Origin of the sequence: Faecalibacterium sp. Marseille-P9312, from assembly GCF_902497445.1 — a bacterium.
In the GTDB taxonomy this organism is placed as follows: Bacteria; Bacillota; Clostridia; order Oscillospirales; family Ruminococcaceae; genus Faecalibacterium; species Faecalibacterium longum.
This window is the reverse complement of record NZ_CABVEW010000001.1, coordinates 26,668-47,835: the sequence shown is the minus strand read 5'-3', so window position 1 is coordinate 47,835 and position 21,168 is coordinate 26,668. Positions and strand designations below refer to the sequence as shown.

General features: G+C 53.2%; 19 protein-coding genes and 1 tRNA gene. 6 read left to right on the top strand and 14 right to left on the bottom strand.

All coding sequences use genetic code 11. The features are described 5' to 3' along the window. The first annotated feature begins 17 nt into the window (after positions 1–17). Positions 18–884 carry an ATP-binding protein gene (locus F3G95_RS00260; protein WP_149793289.1) on the top strand — a complete coding sequence of 289 codons (867 nt, stop codon included), beginning with the start codon at positions 18–20 and terminating at the stop codon, positions 882–884. A 67-nt stretch (positions 885–951) separates the two neighbouring features. Here the strand turns inward: F3G95_RS00260 and F3G95_RS00255 are convergent, their stop codons facing one another. The 4 genes from F3G95_RS00255 to F3G95_RS00240 all read right to left on the bottom strand — a co-directional run bounded on the left by F3G95_RS00255 (position 952) and on the right by F3G95_RS00240 (position 4,634). Continuing rightward, positions 952–2,568: a recombinase family protein gene (locus F3G95_RS00255; protein ID WP_243130227.1), complete on the bottom strand. Its 1,617-nt coding sequence runs from the start codon at positions 2,566–2,568 to the stop codon at positions 952–954. Positions 2,569–2,766: 198 nt separating this feature from the next. After that, positions 2,767–3,504 (bottom strand): DUF3658 domain-containing protein, encoded by a 738-nt coding sequence (locus F3G95_RS13920; protein WP_223386544.1) that lies wholly within the window; start codon positions 3,502–3,504, stop codon positions 2,767–2,769. 359 nt (positions 3,505–3,863) lie between these two features. Beyond that, positions 3,864–4,034, bottom strand: coding sequence for a hypothetical protein (locus F3G95_RS13710; protein WP_005924488.1), 171 nt, complete (start codon positions 4,032–4,034; stop codon positions 3,864–3,866). A gap of 12 nt (positions 4,035–4,046) precedes the next feature. Beyond that, positions 4,047–4,634, bottom strand: coding sequence for an accessory gene regulator B family protein (locus tag F3G95_RS00240; protein WP_097774011.1), 588 nt, complete (start codon positions 4,632–4,634; stop codon positions 4,047–4,049). Positions 4,635–4,813: 179 nt separating this feature from the next. Here F3G95_RS00240 and F3G95_RS00235 point away from each other — a divergent pair, with 179 nt between their 5' ends. The 5 genes from F3G95_RS00235 to F3G95_RS00210 all read left to right on the top strand — a co-directional run bounded on the left by F3G95_RS00235 (position 4,814) and on the right by F3G95_RS00210 (position 10,369). Further along, positions 4,814–5,512 carry a LytTR family DNA-binding domain-containing protein gene (locus tag F3G95_RS00235; protein ID WP_097774010.1) on the top strand — a complete coding sequence of 233 codons (699 nt, stop codon included), beginning with the start codon at positions 4,814–4,816 and terminating at the stop codon, positions 5,510–5,512. After that, positions 5,509–6,777: a GHKL domain-containing protein gene (locus F3G95_RS00230; RefSeq protein WP_149793288.1), complete on the top strand. Its 1,269-nt coding sequence runs from the start codon at positions 5,509–5,511 to the stop codon at positions 6,775–6,777. The genes F3G95_RS00235 and F3G95_RS00230 overlap by 4 nt, the downstream gene beginning before the upstream one ends. A gap of 685 nt (positions 6,778–7,462) precedes the next feature. Further along, positions 7,463–7,897, top strand: a complete 435-nt coding sequence (locus tag F3G95_RS00220) for a plasmid mobilization relaxosome protein MobC (RefSeq protein WP_097779154.1) — start codon at positions 7,463–7,465, stop codon at positions 7,895–7,897. Beyond that, positions 7,869–9,434, top strand: a complete 1,566-nt coding sequence (locus tag F3G95_RS00215) for a relaxase/mobilization nuclease domain-containing protein (protein ID WP_097779153.1) — start codon at positions 7,869–7,871, stop codon at positions 9,432–9,434. Before F3G95_RS00220 ends, F3G95_RS00215 begins: the two co-directional genes overlap by 29 nt. After that, positions 9,431–10,369: a hypothetical protein gene (locus F3G95_RS00210; RefSeq protein WP_097774053.1), complete on the top strand. Its 939-nt coding sequence runs from the start codon at positions 9,431–9,433 to the stop codon at positions 10,367–10,369. The genes F3G95_RS00215 and F3G95_RS00210 overlap by 4 nt, the downstream gene beginning before the upstream one ends. A gap of 310 nt (positions 10,370–10,679) precedes the next feature. On the opposite strand, the gene F3G95_RS00200 is transcribed toward F3G95_RS00210, so the two are convergent. The 10 genes from F3G95_RS00200 to F3G95_RS00155 all read right to left on the bottom strand — a co-directional run bounded on the left by F3G95_RS00200 (position 10,680) and on the right by F3G95_RS00155 (position 21,162). Beyond that, entirely contained in the window at positions 10,680–10,931 is a 252-nt protein-coding gene (locus F3G95_RS00200; RefSeq protein WP_097774000.1) for a DUF6061 family protein, read from the bottom strand. A gap of 174 nt (positions 10,932–11,105) precedes the next feature. Further along, positions 11,106–11,192: transfer RNA gene (locus tag F3G95_RS00195), tRNA-Leu, on the bottom strand. 75 nt (positions 11,193–11,267) lie between these two features. After that, complete coding sequence (locus tag F3G95_RS00190) at positions 11,268–12,785, bottom strand: nicotinate phosphoribosyltransferase (RefSeq protein ID WP_149793287.1); 1,518 nt, start codon at positions 12,783–12,785, stop codon at positions 11,268–11,270. Between the two features lie 305 nt (positions 12,786–13,090). Beyond that, a complete protein-coding gene (locus F3G95_RS00185; protein ID WP_149793286.1) occupies positions 13,091–14,605 on the bottom strand; it encodes an IMP dehydrogenase in 1,515 nt (504 codons plus the stop codon). Between the two features lie 469 nt (positions 14,606–15,074). Continuing rightward, positions 15,075–15,827, bottom strand: a complete 753-nt coding sequence (locus tag F3G95_RS00180) for an acyl-ACP thioesterase domain-containing protein (protein ID WP_149793285.1) — start codon at positions 15,825–15,827, stop codon at positions 15,075–15,077. A 57-nt stretch (positions 15,828–15,884) separates the two neighbouring features. Continuing rightward, entirely contained in the window at positions 15,885–17,117 is a 1,233-nt protein-coding gene (locus F3G95_RS00175) for a spermidine/putrescine ABC transporter substrate-binding protein (RefSeq protein WP_149793284.1), read from the bottom strand. After that, on the bottom strand, positions 17,114–17,962 hold the full coding sequence (locus F3G95_RS00170) for an ABC transporter permease (protein ID WP_149793283.1): 849 nt from the start codon (positions 17,960–17,962) through the stop codon (positions 17,114–17,116). The genes F3G95_RS00175 and F3G95_RS00170 overlap by 4 nt, the downstream gene beginning before the upstream one ends. After that, positions 17,962–18,777: an ABC transporter permease gene (locus F3G95_RS00165; RefSeq protein ID WP_149793282.1), complete on the bottom strand. Its 816-nt coding sequence runs from the start codon at positions 18,775–18,777 to the stop codon at positions 17,962–17,964. Before F3G95_RS00165 ends, F3G95_RS00170 begins: the two co-directional genes overlap by 1 nt. 6 nt (positions 18,778–18,783) lie before the next feature. After that, positions 18,784–19,830, bottom strand: a complete 1,047-nt coding sequence (gene potA / locus F3G95_RS00160; protein WP_015564143.1) for a spermidine/putrescine ABC transporter ATP-binding protein — start codon at positions 19,828–19,830, stop codon at positions 18,784–18,786. A 369-nt stretch (positions 19,831–20,199) separates the two neighbouring features. Further along, complete coding sequence (locus tag F3G95_RS00155; RefSeq protein ID WP_149793281.1) at positions 20,200–21,162, bottom strand: DUF4340 domain-containing protein; 963 nt, start codon at positions 21,160–21,162, stop codon at positions 20,200–20,202. Positions 21,163–21,168 lie beyond the last annotated feature (6 nt).

Sequence of the window (21,168 nt, the reverse complement as noted above, 5' to 3'; positions counted from 1 at the left end):
AAAGAAAGGACAGAGCCATGAAACGCGAAATGGAACCTTACCAGCTCATTGAGCGGAGCATCATCAAAAAATACCGCAAGGAGCTGTGGACCCCCTTCATCGTAGCGGTGAAGCGCTACGAGCTCATCAAGGCCGGTGACAAGATCGCCGTCTGCATCTCGGGCGGCAAAGACTCGATGCTGATGGCAAAGCTGATGCAGGAGCTTCAGCGCCACAGCGATGTGCCGTTCGAGCTGGTCTTTCTGGTGATGGACCCCGGTTACAACGAGATAAACCGCCAGAAGATCGAGTCCAACGCCGAGCTGCTCCACATCCCTGTGACCATCTTCGAGAGCAACATCTTCTCTGTGGCCAACAACACCGACAAGAACCCCTGCTATCTCTGCGCCCGGATGCGCCGCGGCCACCTCTACAGCAAGGCCAAGGAGCTGGGCTGCAATAAAATCGCACTGGGCCACCACTTCAACGACGTCATCGAGACGACCGTTATGAGTATGTTCTACGGCTCCCAGCTGCAGGCCATGCCGCCCATGCTCCACAGCACCAGCTTCCCAGGCATGACCCTCATCCGCCCGATGTACTGCATCCGCGAGGAAGATATTCTGGCGTGGAAGCGCTACAATGAGCTGGAATTCATCCAGTGCGCCTGCCGCTTTACCGAGAACTGCACCATGTGCGACAACGGCGGCGGTGGCTCCAAGCGGCAGGAGACGAAAATTCTGCTCCGCCGCCTCAAGCGGGATAACCCCAACATTGAAAACAGCATCTTCCGCAGCATCCACGCAGTGGCGCTGGATACCATGCCCGGCTACAAGTCCGAGGGTGTGGAGCACAGCTTCCTCGAGCGGTTCCATGCGCAGGAAGAAGCATTCAACGAAGAGTAATATAATACCCCCTCGGATGGAGTGGATACCGGTTGACGGTATCGTTTTCTTCCCGTTTTATCGCAAGTCAAGAAAATAACGCAGCCTGATAACAGCATATCTGCGATATGCAATCCAACGCTGTTGCTGCTGCATTAAAAAGTTGAATTGTTATAATAATACGCAAAAAAGCCCCGGTAAATGCATTTCTGCACTTACCGGGGCTTTTCCATGCAGTAAAGCAATCCAAATCCGAACCATTTTCTTTTGATGCGGCTTGAGCCGCTTCCTCAAACGTGATGGTCTGTGTACCTTCTTTATAGTTAAAGGTTATCAAAACCTTATCATCGTACAGATAAATCGAATTGATGAACGTATCCACCAACGCCTGCCGCTGGTCTTTCAGGCTCATGTCCAGCTTACGGAACCTCATCAACCAGAAACGGATAAATTCCTCTTTGATCTTGGGCTTTGCCAGCTTTTCTTCTGCAATGCGGGCTTCAAGCTCACGCTTGGTTTCTTCGAGCTGCTCCAGCCGTTCCTTGGTGGAACTGGTGAGGATTCCGGCCTGAATCGCGTTGAGCATATTCTGGATACCTGATTCCGCATCCCTGAGCTGCTTCTCATAGAGGGGAAGGTTGGTGTTCTCCCGGTCTTGCAGTTCCATGACTTTGGCGATGATGGATTCCATGGCGGCATCGTCCCGGACAAGCTGCATGGTCTGGTTGACCACCAGATCTTCCAGCCACTGTTTGCGGACGGTTTTCTTCTTGCAGCCCTTCTTCTTTTTGGCAGTGGCACATTTATAGTAGCGGTGGACTTCTTCCGTCCGGCTCGTACCGCTTTCGCCAAACATCAGCGCACCGCAGCAGCCACAGTGCAGCTTGGTTGTCAGCAGGTAATCGTCCTCTGCCTTTCTCCGGGCAGGGGCTTTCTTGTTTTTGGCAATCTTTTCCTGCACATCATCGAACAGTTCCAGCGGCACGATGGGCGGAATCGCATCCGGCACGACCACATCCCGGAATTTCAGTTCTCCGATATAACGCCGGTTTTTGAGCATGTGCTCCACGCTGTTGTAAGTAAATTCGCCTCCGACCGGGTTCTTGATGCCGTTTTCATTCAACCAGTCCCGAATCTCTTTCATCGTAAGGCCATCCCGATACTTCGTGAACGATTCCAGCACGAAAGGGGAGGCAAGCGGGTCGATGTGAAATTTCCGCTCGGAATCCAGCGTATATCCAAACGTTCCACGACCACCGTTGCAGCGGCCTTTCAGGATGTTCTCTGTCTGTCCACGGACAACCTTTTCGGCAAGGTCGGCAGAGTAGTATTCTGCATAGCCCTCCAGAACCGATTCCAGAATGATACCCTCTGGCCCCTCGGAGATGATCTCCGTAGCTGACATGAGCTTGACACCGTTCTTCTTCAGCTGGGTTTTATACCGGGCACTATCGTAGCGATTCCGGGCAAAACGGTCAAGTTTCCAGACCAGTACAATATCAAACAGCTTCTTGTCGCTGTCCTTGATCATCTGCTGAAACTGCGGGCGGTTGTCCGTCTTAGCAGAGATGGCACGGTCAATGTAGTGCTTGACGATAGTGATGCCATTTTTCTCGGCATACGCCGTACATTCACGAATCTGACCCTCAATGGATTCTTCGCGCTGGTTATCACTGGAATAGCGGGCGTAAATCACGGCGGTCATGGCGGACACCTCTCATTCCACATCATTGAACGGTGAAACGTTCTTTCAAAGCATTGTTTCGTATAATGTATATACCATGTTTTGATGGAGAAATCAAGACTTTTTATTATCTTCAGTTTTTCTTTTTGAACAATTGACCCAACAGCCACCCCTCTCGTTGAAATGAGGTGACTGTTGGGCCGACTTGCTCGGATTCCTTTATTCTTCGTTTAGCTGGACGATGGTATTATAAAAGATTTTGTTTGGAATAACGACTTGAAGAACACCCTTTTTCAAAAGTGCTTCTATGCGTTTCATGACATACCAGTCACTTACCGGCGCAGAAATCGCTTTTAATGCGTCTGCGGTAAGTTCACCAACCGAAATAGGAATTCTCGATACTAAACTAATAATTCTCTGGTCGAAATAATCTATGTTAACGCTTTTAACATCGTTCGCATGCCAAATACGCATGGAGGTGTTTTCGTTTAATAACTTTCCCCATCTTTTGGCATACTCGGTAATAGTTTCTTCCGTCAAATACTTTTGTGAGATCTTATCGGTTTTCCCTTCCATAAATTCTTTCAGACCTTCTCTGGATGCAAGCAAAATTCTATTTGTACCATACTTTGCTGCATAGTAACAAATATAATAAATGCCGCACCAACAATCGGCAGAACTCCTGACCCAAACACGCAGTGGCTTATGATTTATCATATCACATTGAACCGCATTCGCTGTACCATGATATTTCGACCACAGTTGTCTAGCTTCAATTTGGCTGTCAGGATAATATTCTGAAAGGCAATTCACGAATTGTTTGCAACGATATTCTGAATCGCAAGCATATTGAAGTTCTCCCATTGATAACATAAACGGAAACAACTTTACACTTTCGACGATGCCTAAAGCTGCTAACATATTGACATCACTGGGTTCAAAAACAATTTCATCCATAGCTGGTCAGAATCATAATTTCGGGATAGTGACTTGTGTAGTTGCACTCCAATAGATTGGTTTGCTTGAGCCAACCACTCCAAAATAACACCCAACGCTGCAATCAAGATAAGTTCCAACATCATAGAAGTCATATGTATAGGTTGTATTATATATACTTTGTTCTGGAACTAGTGCTGTCGTTGAAAATGGGCAGCTTCGTTCGATGTTATCGGAATAGCTCGTGTAGTAATCCGTTCCTGAAACATTTTTTATTAAATCCGGGCCAATACCGACGGTAGTTCCACTCATATAAAAGCCCAATCCATTGGCCTTTGTATAAAGAACTCTCCATGTTCCATGATCACATTTTCCTTTCCTTATTTTGATTTGATTGCTTTTACGACTAAATAAATGACCAGTATGCCGATGCAGAGAGAAATAATTGTCAATGCCTCTGCCGTTGCATTAAGGCAAGCACCAATAAAATAAACCAATACCAAAAATGCAACAAAAGCGATAAGAAGCAGCACCCATTTGTTTTTTTTCATGTTATCACCTCCCTATCTACAAAAGTTGGCATTAAATTTTTGTTGAACCAAAGGAATTGTTGAGAATACAATCAATACCCATTTGGAGAGATAGTAGCAAACTACATGACGTGTATACGGAAGCACATTAAAAATGGCAAGCAGGAAATCTATTGACGAAAGAACAGATGCGACCATCTTGTAACTTGATCGCTTCTTTTCGCTCAAAGGCTTATTCTTTGCTTCGATAGGAGAGAGAATGATAGAGATGCCCAAAAGAGCTGCTGTTGTCAGGATACGAAAAAGGTGATTTGCCACAATTGTCTTACTTAACAAAATGCAGATAAGTTCCAGTCCGGAGAATGCCAAATAGCATTTGGTGTGCGATGTTGCATGGTATCCACCAATGTAGATTCGCTGTGGGATAAAACCAATTAAAAATGAAAGCGAGTATCGCACATCACCACACACAGCAGCGATGAGAATAACAAGCAGAATGCTCACGATAGATGATATAAGCAACTCGTACCCATAAACATACGCATCCGTTTTTGCTTCATCTATCACTTTTTGCTCGCAGAAAAGACGGACTAATTTCTGAGACAGCGTGCGTTCCCACATTGCAGTTGCGCCACCTTATCTTCTGATTTTTGCTTCACTGTATCATAAATTTCAGCAAAATCAAGAGGTTTGGCAAAACTGGTCGTTCTGGTGACAAAAGTGGTAGGTCAGGCTACTTGTAAGGAGCCTTTACACAGCCTATAATGGTAGCAGGACATTATTTTGTGGAGGTTGTCAAAATGCTGAAGTACCACGTTGCAGTCTGCGATGATGAGAAATCAGACCTTGATGGCATTGTTCAAAGCGTCCAGCAGTACGATGTGCAAGGCTGCTTTGACATTGAGACTTACATGGACGGGAATGAACTTCTGAGCGAATTGCAGATGCAGAAGAAATCCTTTGATCTGCTTCTGCTCGATATCGAGATGCCATCCAACGGTTTTCAGTTGGCGCAGTCTTTGATCCAAATGGAGAAGCATCCTTTGGTGGTATTTGTCACGAAGCGGCATGAGTACGCTGTGCAGGGATATGGCATTGCATTCCGCTACCTTGTCAAACCTTTGGATCAGACTCTGTTCGCTGCGGCAATGGATGCTGTCCTTCAGGAACTGAACTCCAAACATTTTACAATCGAATACGATGGTGTTACCATATCCTTGGAAACATCGGACATTTACTTTCTGGAAAGCCACGGACATAAAGTTCTGATTCACTGCAAGGAGCAAGACCTTACATTGCGAATGAGCATTCCTGAAGCCTTGGAGCAGCTTCCAAAACGGTGCTTTGTGTCACCACACAAAAGTTATCTCGTCAACATGGAACACATTGTTTACGCTACGGGAACCGCTGTTTTTCTTTCCAGCGGACATCAGCTGCCGATCAGCAGGAGGAAGCGTCAGGAGTTCAATCAGAACTTCAACGCTTATTTGGGAAGATGATGCTATATTATTTCGTTGAGTTTGCAGGGAGCTTTGCCAACATTGCCCTGTTGCTGCTTTTTATCGGTCGGCTGTTTTCTAAAAAAGAACCTGTTTCAAGATGGTTCTATCTATATGTTGTACTTTTTGTCGCGGGGCAATGTGATTTGAGCTTATTCCCGGATTGGGTAACGCAGCGCACGATCTATCTTTTAGTTGGCGGATTTCTCCTTGCATTGCTGTTCTATGAGGTGCGCCCATGGCAGGCAGTTTTCGCAAGCGGAGCCTTCTTTACACTGGCTGCTTTGGTTGAAGTGTTTGCAATGCTTTTGATTGGGCTGCGCATCCCGGATACCGACATTCTGATGCAGGCTGGGGCAGCACGGTTGGTCTATGTTGTTTTTTCAAACCTGATTCAAATTCCACTCGTAGTCCTGATCTCACATTTTTTTAGCCGAAAAGGAAATGCTCTGCGCATCCTATGGCTGCTGCCGATCATTGCGATTCAAATCGCAAGTATTGCTGTCTGTTATGTGGCACAGTATCATGCTGCGGATGAGTATTTCCCGGATTATATGGTCGGTCTTATGGCGGTGCTTCTCCTTATAAACATCCTGATTGTGTTCTATGTGGAAGCTCTCCGGGAAAATGAGCTAGAAAAATTCAAAGTCAAGTTCAACGAGCAGCAGTACAATCTTCAAATGGAATACTACCAGCAGCTCAAAGAACGTCAGGAAGAAGTCCGTTCTCTACGGCATGATGTGAAGAAATACATTCTGGCGATGCAGGCAGTTGCAGAACACGGCGATACCGAAGAACTTCACAAGATTGCACAAGCTGCCACGGATATTTTTGAGCGTTCCACAAATGTTTCTGCTGTCGGAAACCCTGTTGTGGATGCTCTTTTGAATTATTACCTGCGAATCGCAGAGAAGAATAACATCAAGGTCAAACTGGATGTGACGATTCCTGAAGTTTTGACGATTTCATCACTGTCTTTGAGCATCATCATCGGAAATACATTCGACAATGCCATTGAAGCCTGTTGCAGTCTGCCAGCGGAGCAGCGAACCATTCATTTACAGCTGCGCAAACAGTATCGAAGCCTCTTCTATCGGCTGGAAAACCCATACAGTGATACTTCTCGCAGCATCCGCATCGGAGAGTATCACGGTTACGGACTAAAGAACATAAATCGTATCGTTCAAGAGAACCATGGCGACTTCTACACAAAGAAGAAGGACGGTGTGTTTACCGTCCAAGTCCGCCTGAACTGCGAAAATTAAAACATTCTTCTAAAACGCAGCCTTGCTTTCGCTTGTGCTTTGTGTGTTTCGTTCATCTGATGTATTCATTATCCTGAAGTGTTGACACGCATTCGTACTTATGTTATCATTCCCAACAAATCCACAGAGATTTCTGTAAAGAAACGATTCTGTGCGGTTTTATTTCCTGCGAAGATTTACCGCCCCGCAACACACCCGATCATTTTGCCGTCTGTTTCACCCGACAAAATCCTTCGCCTGTACTGCGTGGGCGGTATTTTTCTTTTCCGGGAAGCCGTACCTTGAAAATTTCATGAGCCGTCCGAACGTGATACCGGCTTTCCGGCCAACGCCGCTGCAAAACAAGGGCAGGAACTTCGTTCGGGTCAAACGGCGATTCGCATACACGAGCAGTGGAACTTTCTACTTATTTCTGCGTCTTAACAATTCGGAAACAACTTTCGGAAATGCGTTTTGAGCGCAGCGGTGGAGAGCAAGAACCGTCCCGTGGCCACAAATTTTCAATTCTTGAAAATCTTGTGCTCCACCGGGACTTCACATCTGCAACTCTTGCGAGTTTTGATGTGATCTTGTTGGGGCGTGCCTGCCCCAAACCCTGCTCATATTCGCACCTTTCGGTGCGAAAGAACGGCGTGTCGTGCTTACATAGCTCCACCGAGGAGCCAGCAAGACGACAGGAGGTTCAATGAACAAAACGAATGTCAAAGCGAATCCCAGCACAACCCACCGCCACGACACGCCGAACAACAAAACGCACATCATCAAGTTCCGTGTGACGGAAACTGAAAAGATGGAACTCCAATGCACAGCAAAACTCCTTCATCTCTCCCTGTCCACCCTCATCCGCCGTGCGCTGCACAATGCGAAGATTGAGCGCACCGTTGTCGTTGCCGGCGGCGGAGAAGAAACCCTCGCTGCCGTTTCTACTCTGCTTGCCCAGTGCAGCAGGGTGGGCGGCAACCTGAACCAACTCGCACGACACTTCAACTCCGGCGGAGCCGACACCGAACAGCTCCGGGCGAAACTTCTGGACGAACTTGCAGACCTGACCACCTTCCGGCTCAACGCCGAGAAAGTTCTGGGTGAACTGTATGGCAACGCTGAAGCATATCGCCTCTAAAAACTCGGACTACTCCGCTGCCGAAACCTATCTGGTTTACCAGCACGATGAATTTTCCGGCAAGAAGATTCTGGACGAACAGGGCAGACCCAAGCTGCGGGAATCGTACATTCTGGATACCCTTGAATGCGGCGAAGCCTCGTTTGCAACGGCCTGTCTGCTGGCAAATCGGAAGTACGACAAGAACAACAACCCGGATGATATCAAGAGCCACCAGTATATCATCAGCTTCGACCCACGGGATGCAGTCGAAAATGGACTGACGATGGAAAAGGCACAGGCCCTCGGCCTGAACTTCTGTAAAGAGAACTTTCCCGGCCATCCTGCTATCGTCTGCACCCACCCGGACGGACACAACCATTCGGGAAATATCCATGTCCACATCGTGATCGGTAGCGTCCGGACACAAGAAGTGGAGCGCAAGCCCTATATGCAGAAGCCCCGTGACTGGCGTGAGGGCATGAAGCATTCCAGCACAGCCCAGACCATGCGGCACTTGCGTGTCGCGGTCATGGAAATGTGTCAGGATGCCAAGCTGTACCAGATCGACCTGCTCAGCTCGAAAAAGCGTGTGAGTGAGCGCGAGTACTGGATGAAACGGCGCGGTCAGATGAAACTCGACCGTGAAAACGCAGCCCTGCTTGCCGCCGGACAGCAGCCCACACAAACGGAGTTTGAAACCGCAAAGGAGACTTTGCGGAAACAGATCTCGGATGTGCTGGACAATGCAGTGAGCTTTGAAGATTTCTCGGACAGGCTCTTGCAGCGGTACGGCATCACGGTCAAGGAAAGCCGTGGGCGGCTCAGCTACCTGCCAGCCGGAAGAAAGAAGTTTATCCGGGCACACAGCCTCGGTGACAAGTTTGAGAAAGAACTCGTGCTTGCCACCTTGAAAGAAAATGCCAAGAGCCAGCCCATTATCCTCCACAGCAATCTTGAGGAAGAACCCGACCGAATCAAGAAGCTGGTGGACATTCAGGCGAAGCTGAAGCAGGGCAAGGGCATCGGCTATGAGCGTTGGGCGAAGAAGCACAACCTCAAAGCCATGGCACAGACCTTGATTCTTTTAGAAGAAAAGGGCTTGACCGATGAGGACGCACTCAACCAGAGAATCGCAGAGCTTGACACCAAGTTCCATGAATCGCTGGCCGTAGTGAAAGACCTCGAAACCCGCATGGCAGACAATCAGAAGCTGCGCAGCCACGCTGCTGACTACAAGCAGTACCGACCGCTTGCACAGAAGCTGAAAACTGTCAAACACCCAGCAGTCTTTGAAGAACAGCATCGTGCAGAGCTGACAGCATACCGGGCGGCAGCAGCCTATCTCAAGGCAAACAACATCACCAGCCTGTCCAGTCCGAACAAGCTGGAAGCGGAATACTGCGCTCTTGCTTCTGAAAAGGCCCAGTTCTATGAGCAGTACAGGGAAGCCAAGTCTGAACTGCTCAAGCTGAAAGATGCAAAACAGAATGTTGCCCTGTTCTTCCGGGAGGAAAAGCAGACGCAACATCATGAGAGAGAAGGAGTGTGCGTATGATCAATCTGAAAATCGACCCGGAGTTCCAGAATCAGATCCCTCCGCTGACGGACGATGAGTACAAGCAGCTTGAAGAAAATATCCTCAAGGAAGGCAAGCTTCTCTCTCCTTTGATCGTTTGGAACAACACCCTTGTTGACGGACACAACCGTTATGCCATCCTCCAGAAGCACCCGGAGATTTGCTTTTCCACCATGCCGCTCCGATTTGAAAGCAGAGAAGAAGTCCTCGCATGGATCTGCAAGAATCAGTTGGGGCGGCGTAACCTCACCCCGGAGCAGAAGCTGTTCCTCATCGGGAAGCAATATGAAGCGGAAAAATCCTCTCATGGCGAAGCCCGCAAAGAATCGCATGATGAAAATGGCCGATTTCACCGGAGTTCTCAAACTGATAACTCCGGTGAAGCCATGAAAACCTGCGAACGAATCGCAGAGGAAAATGGTGTAAGCAAGGCAACTGTACTTCGCGCATCGAAGTACATGAAAGGTGTTGAAATTGCTGAATCCCTGATTCCCGGTATGCGGGAGAAGATTCTGAACAAACAGGTAAAAGTCAGCAAGTCTGATATGCACCGCCTTGCACGAGCCAACTATGATGCCCGCGCACAGACCTTGCAGGAAATCCTGCACCCGGAACTGAAAGTTGAACCGAAACCGGATGCCGATGGCATCATCCGGGAACCGGGAAAGGCACCTGTAATGCCGTTTCAGAAAATCGAATCGGTCTATGACAGCGATGCTTACCCGGAAGAAGTGCGGCATGATTATGTCGCACTGGAACACGTTACAACACGTTTCCGCACAGAGTTTGACTATCTTCTGAGAACTATGCCAGACACAGCACAGCGAGAAGTCATTCTCGAAATCATCCACAAGCACAAGGAGTACCTTGCTTCTCTGGAATCTGCGCTCGCAGAGGATGAGCAGACAGCATAACAACAGGCACATTGTATGCTGTCAACAGAAGTCCAAAGGAGTGTGCGTTTGAACAAAAAGAAAAAGTCCACAAATATTTCCCCTTACCCCGATGAAGCCATCGAACGTCTGGCACGGGCATTTTACCCGGCGATCCTTGCCTGCTGGAACAGCGAGGAAGGTCAACGGGAGTTTGCCGCATGGCAGGCGGAGCAGGCTCATATTGCAACCAAAGAAAAACAGGAAGTTCCCACTGGGGAACTCCCTGCCTTACTTATCGTGTGTGGATTTTTGCAGGGTGCGTCCGGCAGGGCGCACCCTGTTTTTGCGTTCAATCCTCTAATCCGTGACTACCTGTTACATTCCTCAGATACTCGTCCGGCTCACCGTTCAAGATCAGTTCGGCATACGCCAGCGGGTCATTGTAGATGAGATAGTCCAATTCAGTCCGCTGTGCCATGGTAACATCCAGTGCATCTTCGACCCCGGTGCAGTCGATAGAAACTTTTCTGCCATCCCGGAGCAGCAGCTCCACACAGCCGGTATCCATGTTGAACGAACAGGCTCTTGCATCGTACTTCATAATCGTGTCCTTCCTGCCTTACGGCACTCTTACAGTTGTGACCTTCGTGATACGGTCTTTCTGATAAGGTTTTGGGCACACAGCCGTCAGGGAAGAGCCGTTGTTCTCGTTTCCGAAGAAAACAAAAAATCCGAACCCTTCTCCTATCGAGAAAAGGTTCGGATTTTCATGGTTTGGTGCCACCGGCGGGGCTTGAACCCGCACTCTGTCTCCAGAAAGGGATTTTAAGTCCCTCGTGTCTGCCAATTTCACCACAGTGGCTTCTGAATGAGCTGCCGCTCACGATCCTGCGAGCGGCAGCTCATATAATACAATAGAAATGCTGTTTTGTCAAGTTTACACTTTGCCGCCGTGCAGCTCTGCGTACATCTTGGAGCGGCACTCAGCCACAGCAGGGGTCATATTGACGTAGTGCTTGTGGGGCATCTCGATGCGCAGCTCGCTCTCCCAGGTCTCCTCGGTGAGCTGCTTGGCGATATAGGCCTTTTTCTCCGCAATGGAGGGCAGCTCGATGGCCAGCTCACCGTTCAGGATATGCGGCACCAGCAGCTGCTTGACGCGAGTGGGAACGATGGTGACGGTGCGCTCGATGGCATCAGAGTCGAGGTTGACCATCGTGACCGGCTTGCCTGCCTCGATGACCTCGCCGTCCATGGCGATGAGGTCGCACTGCGCCTGGCCGTTCTCATCGTAGAGACGCCACGGCATCTTCTTGCCGGGGATGATGGCCTTGCTGGCGGAGTCGGAGCACTTCATCTTGGGCTGATAGCTGCCGTCGGGGCGCTTGACCGCCACCAGCTTGTACACGCCGCCAAACACGGGGTCCGAGGCCGAGGTGATGAGGTTCTCGCCCACGCCGTAGGAGTCGAAGTGTGCGTGCTCGTACAGCTCCATGTTGGCAATCTTCTTCTCGTCCAGACCGTTGGAGGCCACCAGCTTGATGTAGGACTTCCCTGCTGCATCCAGTGCCTTGCGCAGGCGCTTGGAGCCGCGGGCCAGGTCGCCGGAGTCGATGCGGGCGCTCTTGACGCGGCGGTTGGGGTCATCAGGATATTTCTCAATGAGGTAGTCGTCCAGCTTGATGAGGTTGGGCAGACCGCTCTCCATGATGTTGTAGGTATCCAGCAGCAGGCTGACGGAATCCGGGTAGGTATCGGCGAAGGCCTTGAAGGCATCGAACTCGGTCGGGAAGAACTCGATGAAGCTGTGGGCCACAGTACCCACAGCCTTGACCTCAGAGCCGTACTTCATCTCGGCCAGACAGTTGGCCGTGCCGATGCAACCGCCCAGAACGGCAGCATAAGCGCCGTCGTTGCCTGCGCTCTCGCCCTGTGCGCGGCGGGTGCCGAACTCCATGACGCTGCGGGGGGTGTGAGTGTTGAGGCCGGTGATGCGGGTGGCCTTGGTGGCGATGAGGCTGTGGAAGTTCATGGTCTGGAGCAGGTAGGTCTCGATGAGGATAGCGCCCACGAGGTCGCACTCGATGCGCACCATCTGCACATGGGGGTAGCAGACCGTGCCTTCGGGCAGAGCGTACATATCGCCCTTCCAGCGGTACGTGCGCAGATACTCGCAGAACTCCTCACTCATGCCCTTGGTGCGCAGCCAGTGGACATCCTGATCATTGAAGTGGTAGTTCAGCAGGAAACGGGTCAGCTTGCGCTGGCCGGCGCTGATGGAGTAGCCCTGGTTATCCGGGTTCTTGCGGAAGAACATATCAAACACAAGGGTCGTATTCTTAAAGCCGTTCAGAAACAGGCAGTTGGCCATAGTGAATTCGTAAAAATCAACGACCATTGCCGGATTGTCGTAGTCCTCATCCGGGATATACGGCACAACTTTGATCTCGCTCATGAAAAGTTTCCTCTCTTTTTTCCGCGCACCCCTGCGGCGGGTGCAGCCAAACAAACTCTGCGCTGCCGCGCGTTTTACCCTGTCATGACAGGACGTTTGTACCACTATAGCATCTTTGTCGGGCAGACGCAAGAGGTTTTGGCAAAAAATGACGACGAAAGAAAAATGTTTTTTGCGGAATCTTTACCAGCACCTCCGGCAGTGCTCTTCTGTCCTCGGATAAATCACGGGCATCGATGCCGTCCCGGATATGCAAAAACACCCGCAGCGCCTTTCCGTGCTGCGGGTGTTTTGATATTTCAGATTCAGCCGTTCATGATGCTGGGGGTGGCATTCTTCAGCACGACGTCGTGGCTGCCGCCCTCCACGATGGAGGTGGAGGAAACGACGGTCAGCTTGGCCTTCTGCTGCAGTTCGGGGATGGAGAGTGCGCCGCAGTTGCACATGGTGCTCTTGACCTTGTACAGGGTGGTCTGGACGCCGTCGGCCAGCGGACCGGCGTAAGGAACATAGCTGTCCACGCCCTCCTCAAAGCTCAGCTTGGTGGAGCCGCCGAGGTCGTAGCGCTGCCAGTTGCGGGCGCGGTTGGAGCCTTCGCCCCAATACTCCTTCATATACTGGCCATTGATGCGGACCTTGTTCGTGGGGCTCTCGTCGAAGCGGGCGAAGTAGCGGCCCAGCATCACAAAGTCAGCGCCCATAGCCAGTGCAAGGGTGATGTGATAATCGTGAACAATGCCGCCGTCGGAGCAGATCGGCACATAGATGCCGGTCTCCTTGAAGTACTCGTCACGGGCCTTGGCGACCTCGATGACGGCAGTAGCCTGACCGCGGCCAATGCCCTTGGTCTCACGGGTGATGCAGATGGAGCCGCCGCCGATGCCGATCTTCACGAAGTCAGCGCCTGCCTTTGCGAGGAAGCGGAAGCCCTCGGCATCCACGACATTACCGGCGCCCACCTTCACGGTGTCGCCGTAGTGCTCGCGGATCCAGCCGATGGTGCGGCTCTGCCACTCGGAGTATCCCTCAGAGGAGTCGATGCAGAGGACATCCACACCGGCCTCCACCAGAGCAGGCACGCGCTGGGCGTAGTCGCGGGTGTTGATGCCGGCACCGACGACATAGCTCTTGTTCTTGTCCAGCAGCTCGTTGGCATTCTTCTTGTGGGAATCGTAGTCCTTGCGGAAGACGATATACTTCAGGTTGCCCTCGGCATCCACCAGAGGCAGGGTGTTGATCTTGTTGTCCCAGATGATGTTGTTGCAGTCGTGCAGGGAGGTGTTCTCCGGGGCAGTGACCAGCTTCTCGATGGGGGTCATGAAGGTGGTAACAGGAGCGTCATCAGGGGTGTGGTTGACGCGGTAATCGCGGGAGGCCACGATGCCCAGCAGCTTGCCGTTGGGAGTGCCGTCAGCAGTGATGGCGATGGTGGAGTGGCCGGTGCGGGCTTTCAGCTCCAGCACATCGTGCAGGGTGGCAGTGGGGGCCAGGTTGGAGTCGGAAACGACGTAACCGGCCTTGAAGCTCTTGACGCGGCGGACCATAGCGGCCTCGTTCTCGATGCTCTGGGAGCCGTAGATGAAGGAGACGCCGCCCTGACGGGCCAGCGCGATGGCCAGCTTATCGCCGGAGACAGACTGCATGATGGCGCTGATCATGGGGATATTCATTTCCAGCGGGCAGCTCTCCTCGCCCTTGCGGTACTTGACCAGCGGGGTCTTGAGGCTGACAGCCGTGGGGACATTCTCAGCAGAAGAGTAGCCCGGCACCAGCAGGTACTCGCCAAAGGTACGGGAGGGTTCTTCGTAAAAATAAGCCATATTCAAACTCCTTTTCTCTTAACGCATCCGCAGCGGATCATATCAAACAACATCAAAACAATTTCATGTTTTCGACTTAGGAATTGATTGTATATACTTTACCACAAACCCACGCGGAATACAAACCCCTGCCCCGCCAAACTTTATAAATGTCCTTTGCAGAAAAACAGGCAAATTGACCTAAGGTCATACTTTCCCTCGCTGTGGGTCGATTTCTCCAGATTTTTGGACGCAAAAAAGCCCGTCCGAAACCAGACGGGCTCTTTTGCACACGAAGCGGAATATCGCCTGTGCGGTGTCGGCCGACAGCTGTGAAGGAGAACAGCCGGAGGAGGATGGCGGACACCCGATATTCCAAAAAAACAAGAAGAAAAAGATTTCATGATCCAGAAGGGTCTTGCCCTTTCTGTAACCATATTGTAACTCTTTTGAAGGACTTTTGCAATAGCTTTTTGTAATTTCTTTGTAATTATTTTTGTAAAGATTCTGTGACAGCGCTTCCGAATTCCAGATAACACTCAAAAGCTGCGTGCTCCTCCCTCCGGCCCAGCAGATACCAGCCGTTTCCTGAGGGGGCATAGAACACCTGCACGGTCTGGCCCATCGGCACTTCACGGTGGTACTTGATGGAAGCGAAGGACAGCGGCGCAGCCTCCACGACCTCCTGCGGCAGAGCGTCGCAGGCGATGTCCAGATAGAGGGAGTTGTTGATATGGCCGTTGAGATCACACATGGAGTAGCTGGCGCGGCGCTCCCCTGCCGCCGTCAGCGGCTGGCTCTTGTGGACGATCTGGGGCAGTTCTTCGGGCAGGTCGTCGTTCTGGAAGTCCGGCATCGTCCAGCCGGGGGTGCGCAGGATGCGCCCTGCCTCAGTGTCCACGATCATCCAGCGGCAGTCCACGAGGGCCAGCTTCTCCCCCGTTTCGCTGGTGATGGTGGTCAGCCGCTTCATCGTGCCTTTCTTGAACGCCTCGCAGGCCGTGGTCAGGTTGATCTTCTCCGCACGGCCCGGCATCCGCCAGACCCTGAGGGCCTGCTTGCCCACGAGGAATGCGCTGCGGCGCTCCCTGAAAAAGGCGTGGTCCATGCCGTAAGCCCGGGCGTGGTCCGCCGACACCTGTTCCACATACCGGAACAGGGCGCTGGGCTTCAGGCAGCGGCGGAAGTCGCTGTCGCCGTCCAGCACGGTCATCTGCTCTGTATAGCTTCTGTATTCACTCATATTCTTTCCCTTTCCTTATAAAAAGGGGCTGTACGCCTCCGCACAGCCCCCTCAGGTTCAATACATATTGCGCGTTTTCCTGCGCACCTTGCGCCAGATATTGAAGCAGGCCAGAGCCAGCATCGCCGCCAGCAGCATCAGGAACAGATACCCGCTGCCGCCCTCGTCGTAGCTCTTCATCTCGCTCCACTTCACGTCCAGCTCGCTGTTGACCTCATCGCTCAGGGCAGTGAACACCTCTTCTTTGGCCGCAATGTCCTCGGAGGGGTACGCGATCTCGCTGTACTTGAGGTCTTCATCCAGAATCTCCCATACACAGTGCATGGGGGTGGTGTAGCCGATATACTCGATATTGGCCTTGCCGACGTCCGGCTCACACATGAAGTTGATGAACATCTCTGCAGCTTCCTCGTGCTCACTGGTGGCGGGGATGGCCATGCTGTCCACCGACAGCACCGTTCCCTCCTCAGGGAACACCCAGGCCAGGTCGGGGTTGTCGTCGATCATGGTGATGGCGTCGCCGGAGTAGTAGACGCCGACGGCCGCCTCGCTGCCGATCATCTTATCGAAGATCTCGTCCATGACATAGGCCTGCACCAGAGGCTTCTGGGCTTTCAGCTCGTCCACCACAGCATCCACTTCCTCCGTGGTCTGGGGGTTGACGCTGCTGCCGCTCTTGAACGCACCGATGGCGTAGGCGTCGCGGCTGTTGTTGAACATCAGGATGTTGCCTGCATACTTCTCGTCCCACAGGTCTGCCCAGCTGGTGGGGGCCTCGTCTACCATCTTTGTATTGTAGATGATGCCAGTGGTGCAGAGGGTGTAAGGCACGGTGTAGGCATTCTCGGGGTCATAGTCCCCGTTGCGGTACTCCTCGTCGATGTTCTGGAAGTTCGGGATGTTGCTGTAGTCCAGCGGCATCAGCATCCCTTCGCTTATCATCTTGGCGACCATGTAGTCCGACGGGATGATGACATCGTAGTTGGCCGCGCCGGACTTGAGCTTGGCGTAGAGGGACTCGTTGGAATCGAAGGTGGTATAGTTGACCTTGATGCCGGTCAGCTTTTCAAAGGCCGCCACCACGTCCACGCTGTCGTCGGAACCGTTGGAGATATACTCGCCCCAGTTGTAGACGTTCAGGGTGACGTTCTGGCCCTTGAAGCGGGTCCAGTCGTAGTCATCCGAGACGGAAATGTCCTCCGTGACCTCGATTTGTCCCGCGGCCAGAGCCGACAGCGGCATGGTCAGCGCCAGCACAGCCGTCAGCAGAAGAATGACGAAACGCTTCATTTGACATCTCCCCCTCTCAGTGCGCGCTGGTCGCGGCGGTAGCCGCAGCTCTCCATGGCGTTGGAGATGAGGATGATGCTCAGAATGACCACGAACATGATGGTGGACAGCGCGTAGATCTCCGGGCTGACCTTCTTGCGGGTCATGGAGTAGATGGCGATGGGCAGCGTCTCCACCGTACCGCAGTTGAAGTAGGAGATCATGAAGTCGTCGATGGAGTAGGTCAGGCTGATGAGGAAGCCCGACAGGATGGCCGGGCTGATCTCGGGCAGGATGACCTTGAAAAATGCCTGCCGGGGGTCACAGCCGAGGTCCAGCGCCGCCTCAAACAGCTTGATGTCCAGCTGCTTGAGCTTGGGCGTGACATTGAAGATGACATACGGCACGTTGAACGCGATATGGGCGATGAGCAGCGTGGGGAAGCCCATGATGTTGTCGGGCAGGAAGTCCAGCTCAGACGCAAAGCGCTGGTATGCCACAAAGAGCATCATCAGGGAGATACCGGTGATGATCTCGGGGTTGACCGTGGTGATATAGGTGATATTCGTCACCAGCAGGCGGCTCTTGCGCCCCATGGAGGCGATGCCCAGAGACGCCGCAGTCCCCAGCACGGTGGCGATGACCGCCGAGAACAGTGCCAGATACAGCGACACCCACAGCGCGTGCAGGATGGACTCATTGTGGAGCAGGCTGGCGTACCACTTAAAGGTAAAGCCGGTAAAGAGGGCGTAGCCCTTGCTCTGGTTGAAGCTGAACACGACCATGTACGCGATGGGCAGGTACATGAAGCAGAAGAACAGGATGACGTAGGCGCGCTGCATCAGACGCAGATGTTTCGTTTTCATCAGGACACACCCTCCATCTCATCCTCGTCGAAGCTGGACGTAAAGCTCATGCAGAGCAGCACAATGACCATCAGCACGAGGCTCATGGCAGAGCCGACATTGAGGTTGTAGCTGTTGCCGAGGAACTGCATCTCGATCAAATCGCCGATGAGCAGGTTGGAACCGCCTCCCAGCATACGGCTGATGACGAAGGTGGACACCGCCGGGACGAACACCATCGTGATGCCGGTGCTGATGCCGGGGATGCTCATGGGGATGAGCACCCGGAACAGCGTCTTGGTGGTGGAAGCGCCCAGGTCCTGCGCCGCCTCCACGATGCTCTGGTCGATTTTGGTCATGCTGGTGTAGAGGGGCAGGATCATATACGGCACATAGTTGTACACCATGCCCAGCACCACAGCGCCGGAGGTATTCAGCATGTTGTAGGGTCCGAGGCCGAAGACGCCCAGAACAGCGTTCACGGGGCCGTTGAGGCTCAGCAGACCCATCCATGCGTAGGTGCGGAGCAGGAAGTTCATCCACATGGGCAGCATCACCAGCATCAGCATGATGTGCTGCTTGTTGACGCGCAGCCGGGAGAGGAAATAGCCCACCGGAAACGCGATGATGAGGCAGACGACGGTGGAGATGATGGCCAGCAGCAGGCTGCGGGCGAACACCGAGCCATAGCCGCTGACAGTCACCAGATTGTCCAGCGTAAAGCTGCCGGCGGAGTCGGTGAGGGCGTAATACACCACGATGAACAAGGGCACCACCGTGAACAGCACCATCCATACAAAGTACGGATAGGCCAGTTTCTTATCGTAAATCTTCATGCGGCCTCACCCCTCCGAACGCGACATGATATGGATCTCGTTGGGGCCGATGCGCATACCGATGGTCTCACCGGGCGTGCAGGCGCGGGTGGAATGGATGAGCCACTCGCGGCCCTCGCACTCCACATGCATCTCGAAGTGGACGCCCTTGAAGATGACGTCATTGACGACGCCCACCAGCTGGCCTTCCACCGGGGAGACCACTTCAATATCTTCGGGGCGGACGACCACCTGTACGCTCTCCTCCCGGGCAAAGCCGCGGTCCACGCAGGGGAACTCGACGCCCGAGAAGGAGACGAGGAAATCGCGGTGCATCACGCCGTCCACGATGTTGGAGTCGCCGATGAAGTCAGCAACAAAGGCGTTCTTGGGCTCGTTGTAGATGTCCTCGGGGGTGCCGATCTGCTGCACCTTGCCGCCGTTCATGACGACAACGGTGTCGGACATGGTCAGGGCCTCTTCCTGGTCGTGGGTGACGTAGATGAAGGTGATGTTCATCTCGCGCTGCAGGCGCTTGAGTTCCAGCTGCATCTCCTTGCGCAGCTTGAGGTCCAGGGCACCCAGAGGCTCGTCGAGAAGCAGGATCTCCGGCTCATTGACCAGGCTGCGGGCGATGGCCACGCGCTGCTGCTGGCCGCCGGACATCTGGCCGATGCTGCGGCGCTCGAAACCCTTCAGGCCCACGACTTCCAGCATATCCCGCACCTTGCGGCGGATGGTCTCTTCGTCCATCTTCTTAAGGCGGAGGCCGAAGGCCACATTCTCAAAGACGTTCAGGTGGGGGAACAGCGCGTATTTCTGGAACACGGTGTTCACCGGACGCTTGTAGGGCGGTACGCCCGTGATGTCCTCTCCTTTCAGCAGCACTTTGCCGGACGTCGGTTCCAGAAAGCCCGCGATGAGGCGGAGGGTGGTGGTTTTGCCGCAGCCGGAGGATCCCAGCAGCGTCACAAACTCTTTGTCATGGATGTCGAGGTTCAGCCCATCCAGGATGCGCTGACCGTCAAATTCCACTACGATGTCTCGCAGCGAAACGATCACCGAGTTGTTCATTTCTTTCCTATATCCTCCTTGTAACTCAGATACGAAAAAAGACAGGGGTTTACTCCCCCATCCTTCCATCGCATTAGGGTGACTTTGAGTCTGCTCCCTCGCCCATCCAATCTGTGCTGGCTGTGGGAGCAGACTCATCCCCGCACAACATCCATGACGACCGTAATATTGCGCAGTTATTCTGCCCTGTCTTGTCTATCTTAAACAATCTTTGTCAAAATGTCAATCACTCTGCTGATGTTTGCCGAAACTTTGACTCCGAGAGGGCTTTTCCCTCCCGGGTTTTACATCAATTTTGCATATAGCGTTTCCTTATACAGCATAAAAGCACCTGCAGTGCAGAACTGCGGGTGCTTTTGGGATAAATTCTCAGGTGTCGGCTTTCAGCTGCCGGGCCGTCAGGCAGAGGGCCTGCACGGTCTGGCCGTCCACGGTGTAGACAGAGCTGTCGCCCGACACCATCATATAATAGCCGTCGGTGCCGATGGCATACGTCAGGGTGACAGTGCCGTCAGCTGTCGTCACCTCTGCTGTCACCAGCGGGGCGTCGAAGCCGCAGGCGGAAGGGTCGGCGGCAGTGTCCTGCCCGGTGACATAGCTGGCCAGTGCGGCCAGCAGAGCGTCCGTCTTGTCGGTGTCCAACGCAGCATTCGGTTCATCTGTGAGCTGCCAGACGGTCTGGTAGGTGGTGCTGTCGGCCTCCGTGGGCTGGGATACGGATTGCAGCTTGATCGTCTCGCCGCTTTGGAGGGTATAGCGCACGGCCTCGATGTCCGAGACGGTGATGCCTGCCGGGCTGAATGCCCCAAAGAGCTCCGCCTTCGTCTGCTCCATGCAGCGGAACCTGGCCGCGTCCACGGCATAGACAGCGTCGTCGCCCTCCCGCCGGACGTACACATCCCCGGTGACGGGGTTCTCCGCTCCCACGGTAAGGGTGGTGCTCTCCCCCGCCGCCGAAACATTTACGACAAGCTGGGGCGCGTCGAAACCGTAGTCCTCGCCGGGCTGCGCCTCGAGCTGGCGCCTAGCCTTCATGCCTGCCAGCGCGGTCCGGATGGTGCTGCAGGCCGAATCATCCAGATGGTAGGCCGGGTCCTCGGTCAGCGTCCAGCCGTCGTCAGAGGGCCGGAGCGTCAGCGTCTCACCGCCATACTGGATGGAGACGCTTTCCAGCGTGGCGGCGGTCACATCCAGCAGCGGGATGCTGCCGTCCTCGGCCTCGCTGGCGGCCTGTTCGGCCTTTTGGTTCGCGTGGGTCAGCAGGGCCAGCGCCGCCCCGGCGGCGAGGACGAACACCAGCAAAACGATGAGGGTATGCTGTTTTGCTTTCATGGCGTG

Bases quoted from the DNA above. Each gene is read 5' to 3' on its own strand.
- F3G95_RS00210 (WP_097774053.1), top strand. From the start codon at position 9,431: ATGATCAATCTGAAAATCGACCCGGAGTTCCAGAATCAGATCCCTCCG.
- F3G95_RS00255 (WP_243130227.1), bottom strand. From the start codon at position 2,568: ATGACCGCCGTGATTTACGCCCGCTATTCCAGTGATAACCAGCGCGAA.
- F3G95_RS00215 (WP_097779153.1), top strand. From the start codon at position 7,869: ATGGCAACGCTGAAGCATATCGCCTCTAAAAACTCGGACTACTCCGCT.
- F3G95_RS00240 (WP_097774011.1), bottom strand. From the start codon at position 4,634: ATGTGGGAACGCACGCTGTCTCAGAAATTAGTCCGTCTTTTCTGCGAG.
- F3G95_RS00155 (WP_149793281.1), bottom strand. From the start codon at position 21,162: ATGAAAGCAAAACAGCATACCCTCATCGTTTTGCTGGTGTTCGTCCTC.
- F3G95_RS00190 (WP_149793287.1), bottom strand. From the start codon at position 12,785: ATGAGCGAGATCAAAGTTGTGCCGTATATCCCGGATGAGGACTACGAC.
- F3G95_RS00235 (WP_097774010.1), top strand. From the start codon at position 4,814: ATGCTGAAGTACCACGTTGCAGTCTGCGATGATGAGAAATCAGACCTT.
- F3G95_RS00175 (WP_149793284.1), bottom strand. From the start codon at position 17,117: ATGAAGCGTTTCGTCATTCTTCTGCTGACGGCTGTGCTGGCGCTGACC.
- F3G95_RS00170 (WP_149793283.1), bottom strand. From the start codon at position 17,962: ATGAAAACGAAACATCTGCGTCTGATGCAGCGCGCCTACGTCATCCTG.
- F3G95_RS13920 (WP_223386544.1), bottom strand. From the start codon at position 3,504: ATGGATGAAATTGTTTTTGAACCCAGTGATGTCAATATGTTAGCAGCT.
- F3G95_RS00165 (WP_149793282.1), bottom strand. From the start codon at position 18,777: ATGAAGATTTACGATAAGAAACTGGCCTATCCGTACTTTGTATGGATG.
- F3G95_RS00180 (WP_149793285.1), bottom strand. From the start codon at position 15,827: ATGAGTGAATACAGAAGCTATACAGAGCAGATGACCGTGCTGGACGGC.
- F3G95_RS13710 (WP_005924488.1), bottom strand. From the start codon at position 4,034: ATGAAAAAAAACAAATGGGTGCTGCTTCTTATCGCTTTTGTTGCATTT.
- F3G95_RS00260 (WP_149793289.1), top strand. From the start codon at position 18: ATGAAACGCGAAATGGAACCTTACCAGCTCATTGAGCGGAGCATCATC.
- F3G95_RS00185 (WP_149793286.1), bottom strand. From the start codon at position 14,605: ATGGCTTATTTTTACGAAGAACCCTCCCGTACCTTTGGCGAGTACCTG.
- F3G95_RS00230 (WP_149793288.1), top strand. From the start codon at position 5,509: ATGATGCTATATTATTTCGTTGAGTTTGCAGGGAGCTTTGCCAACATT.
- F3G95_RS00200 (WP_097774000.1), bottom strand. From the start codon at position 10,931: ATGAAGTACGATGCAAGAGCCTGTTCGTTCAACATGGATACCGGCTGT.
- F3G95_RS00220 (WP_097779154.1), top strand. From the start codon at position 7,463: ATGAACAAAACGAATGTCAAAGCGAATCCCAGCACAACCCACCGCCAC.
- potA (WP_015564143.1), bottom strand. From the start codon at position 19,830: ATGAACAACTCGGTGATCGTTTCGCTGCGAGACATCGTAGTGGAATTT.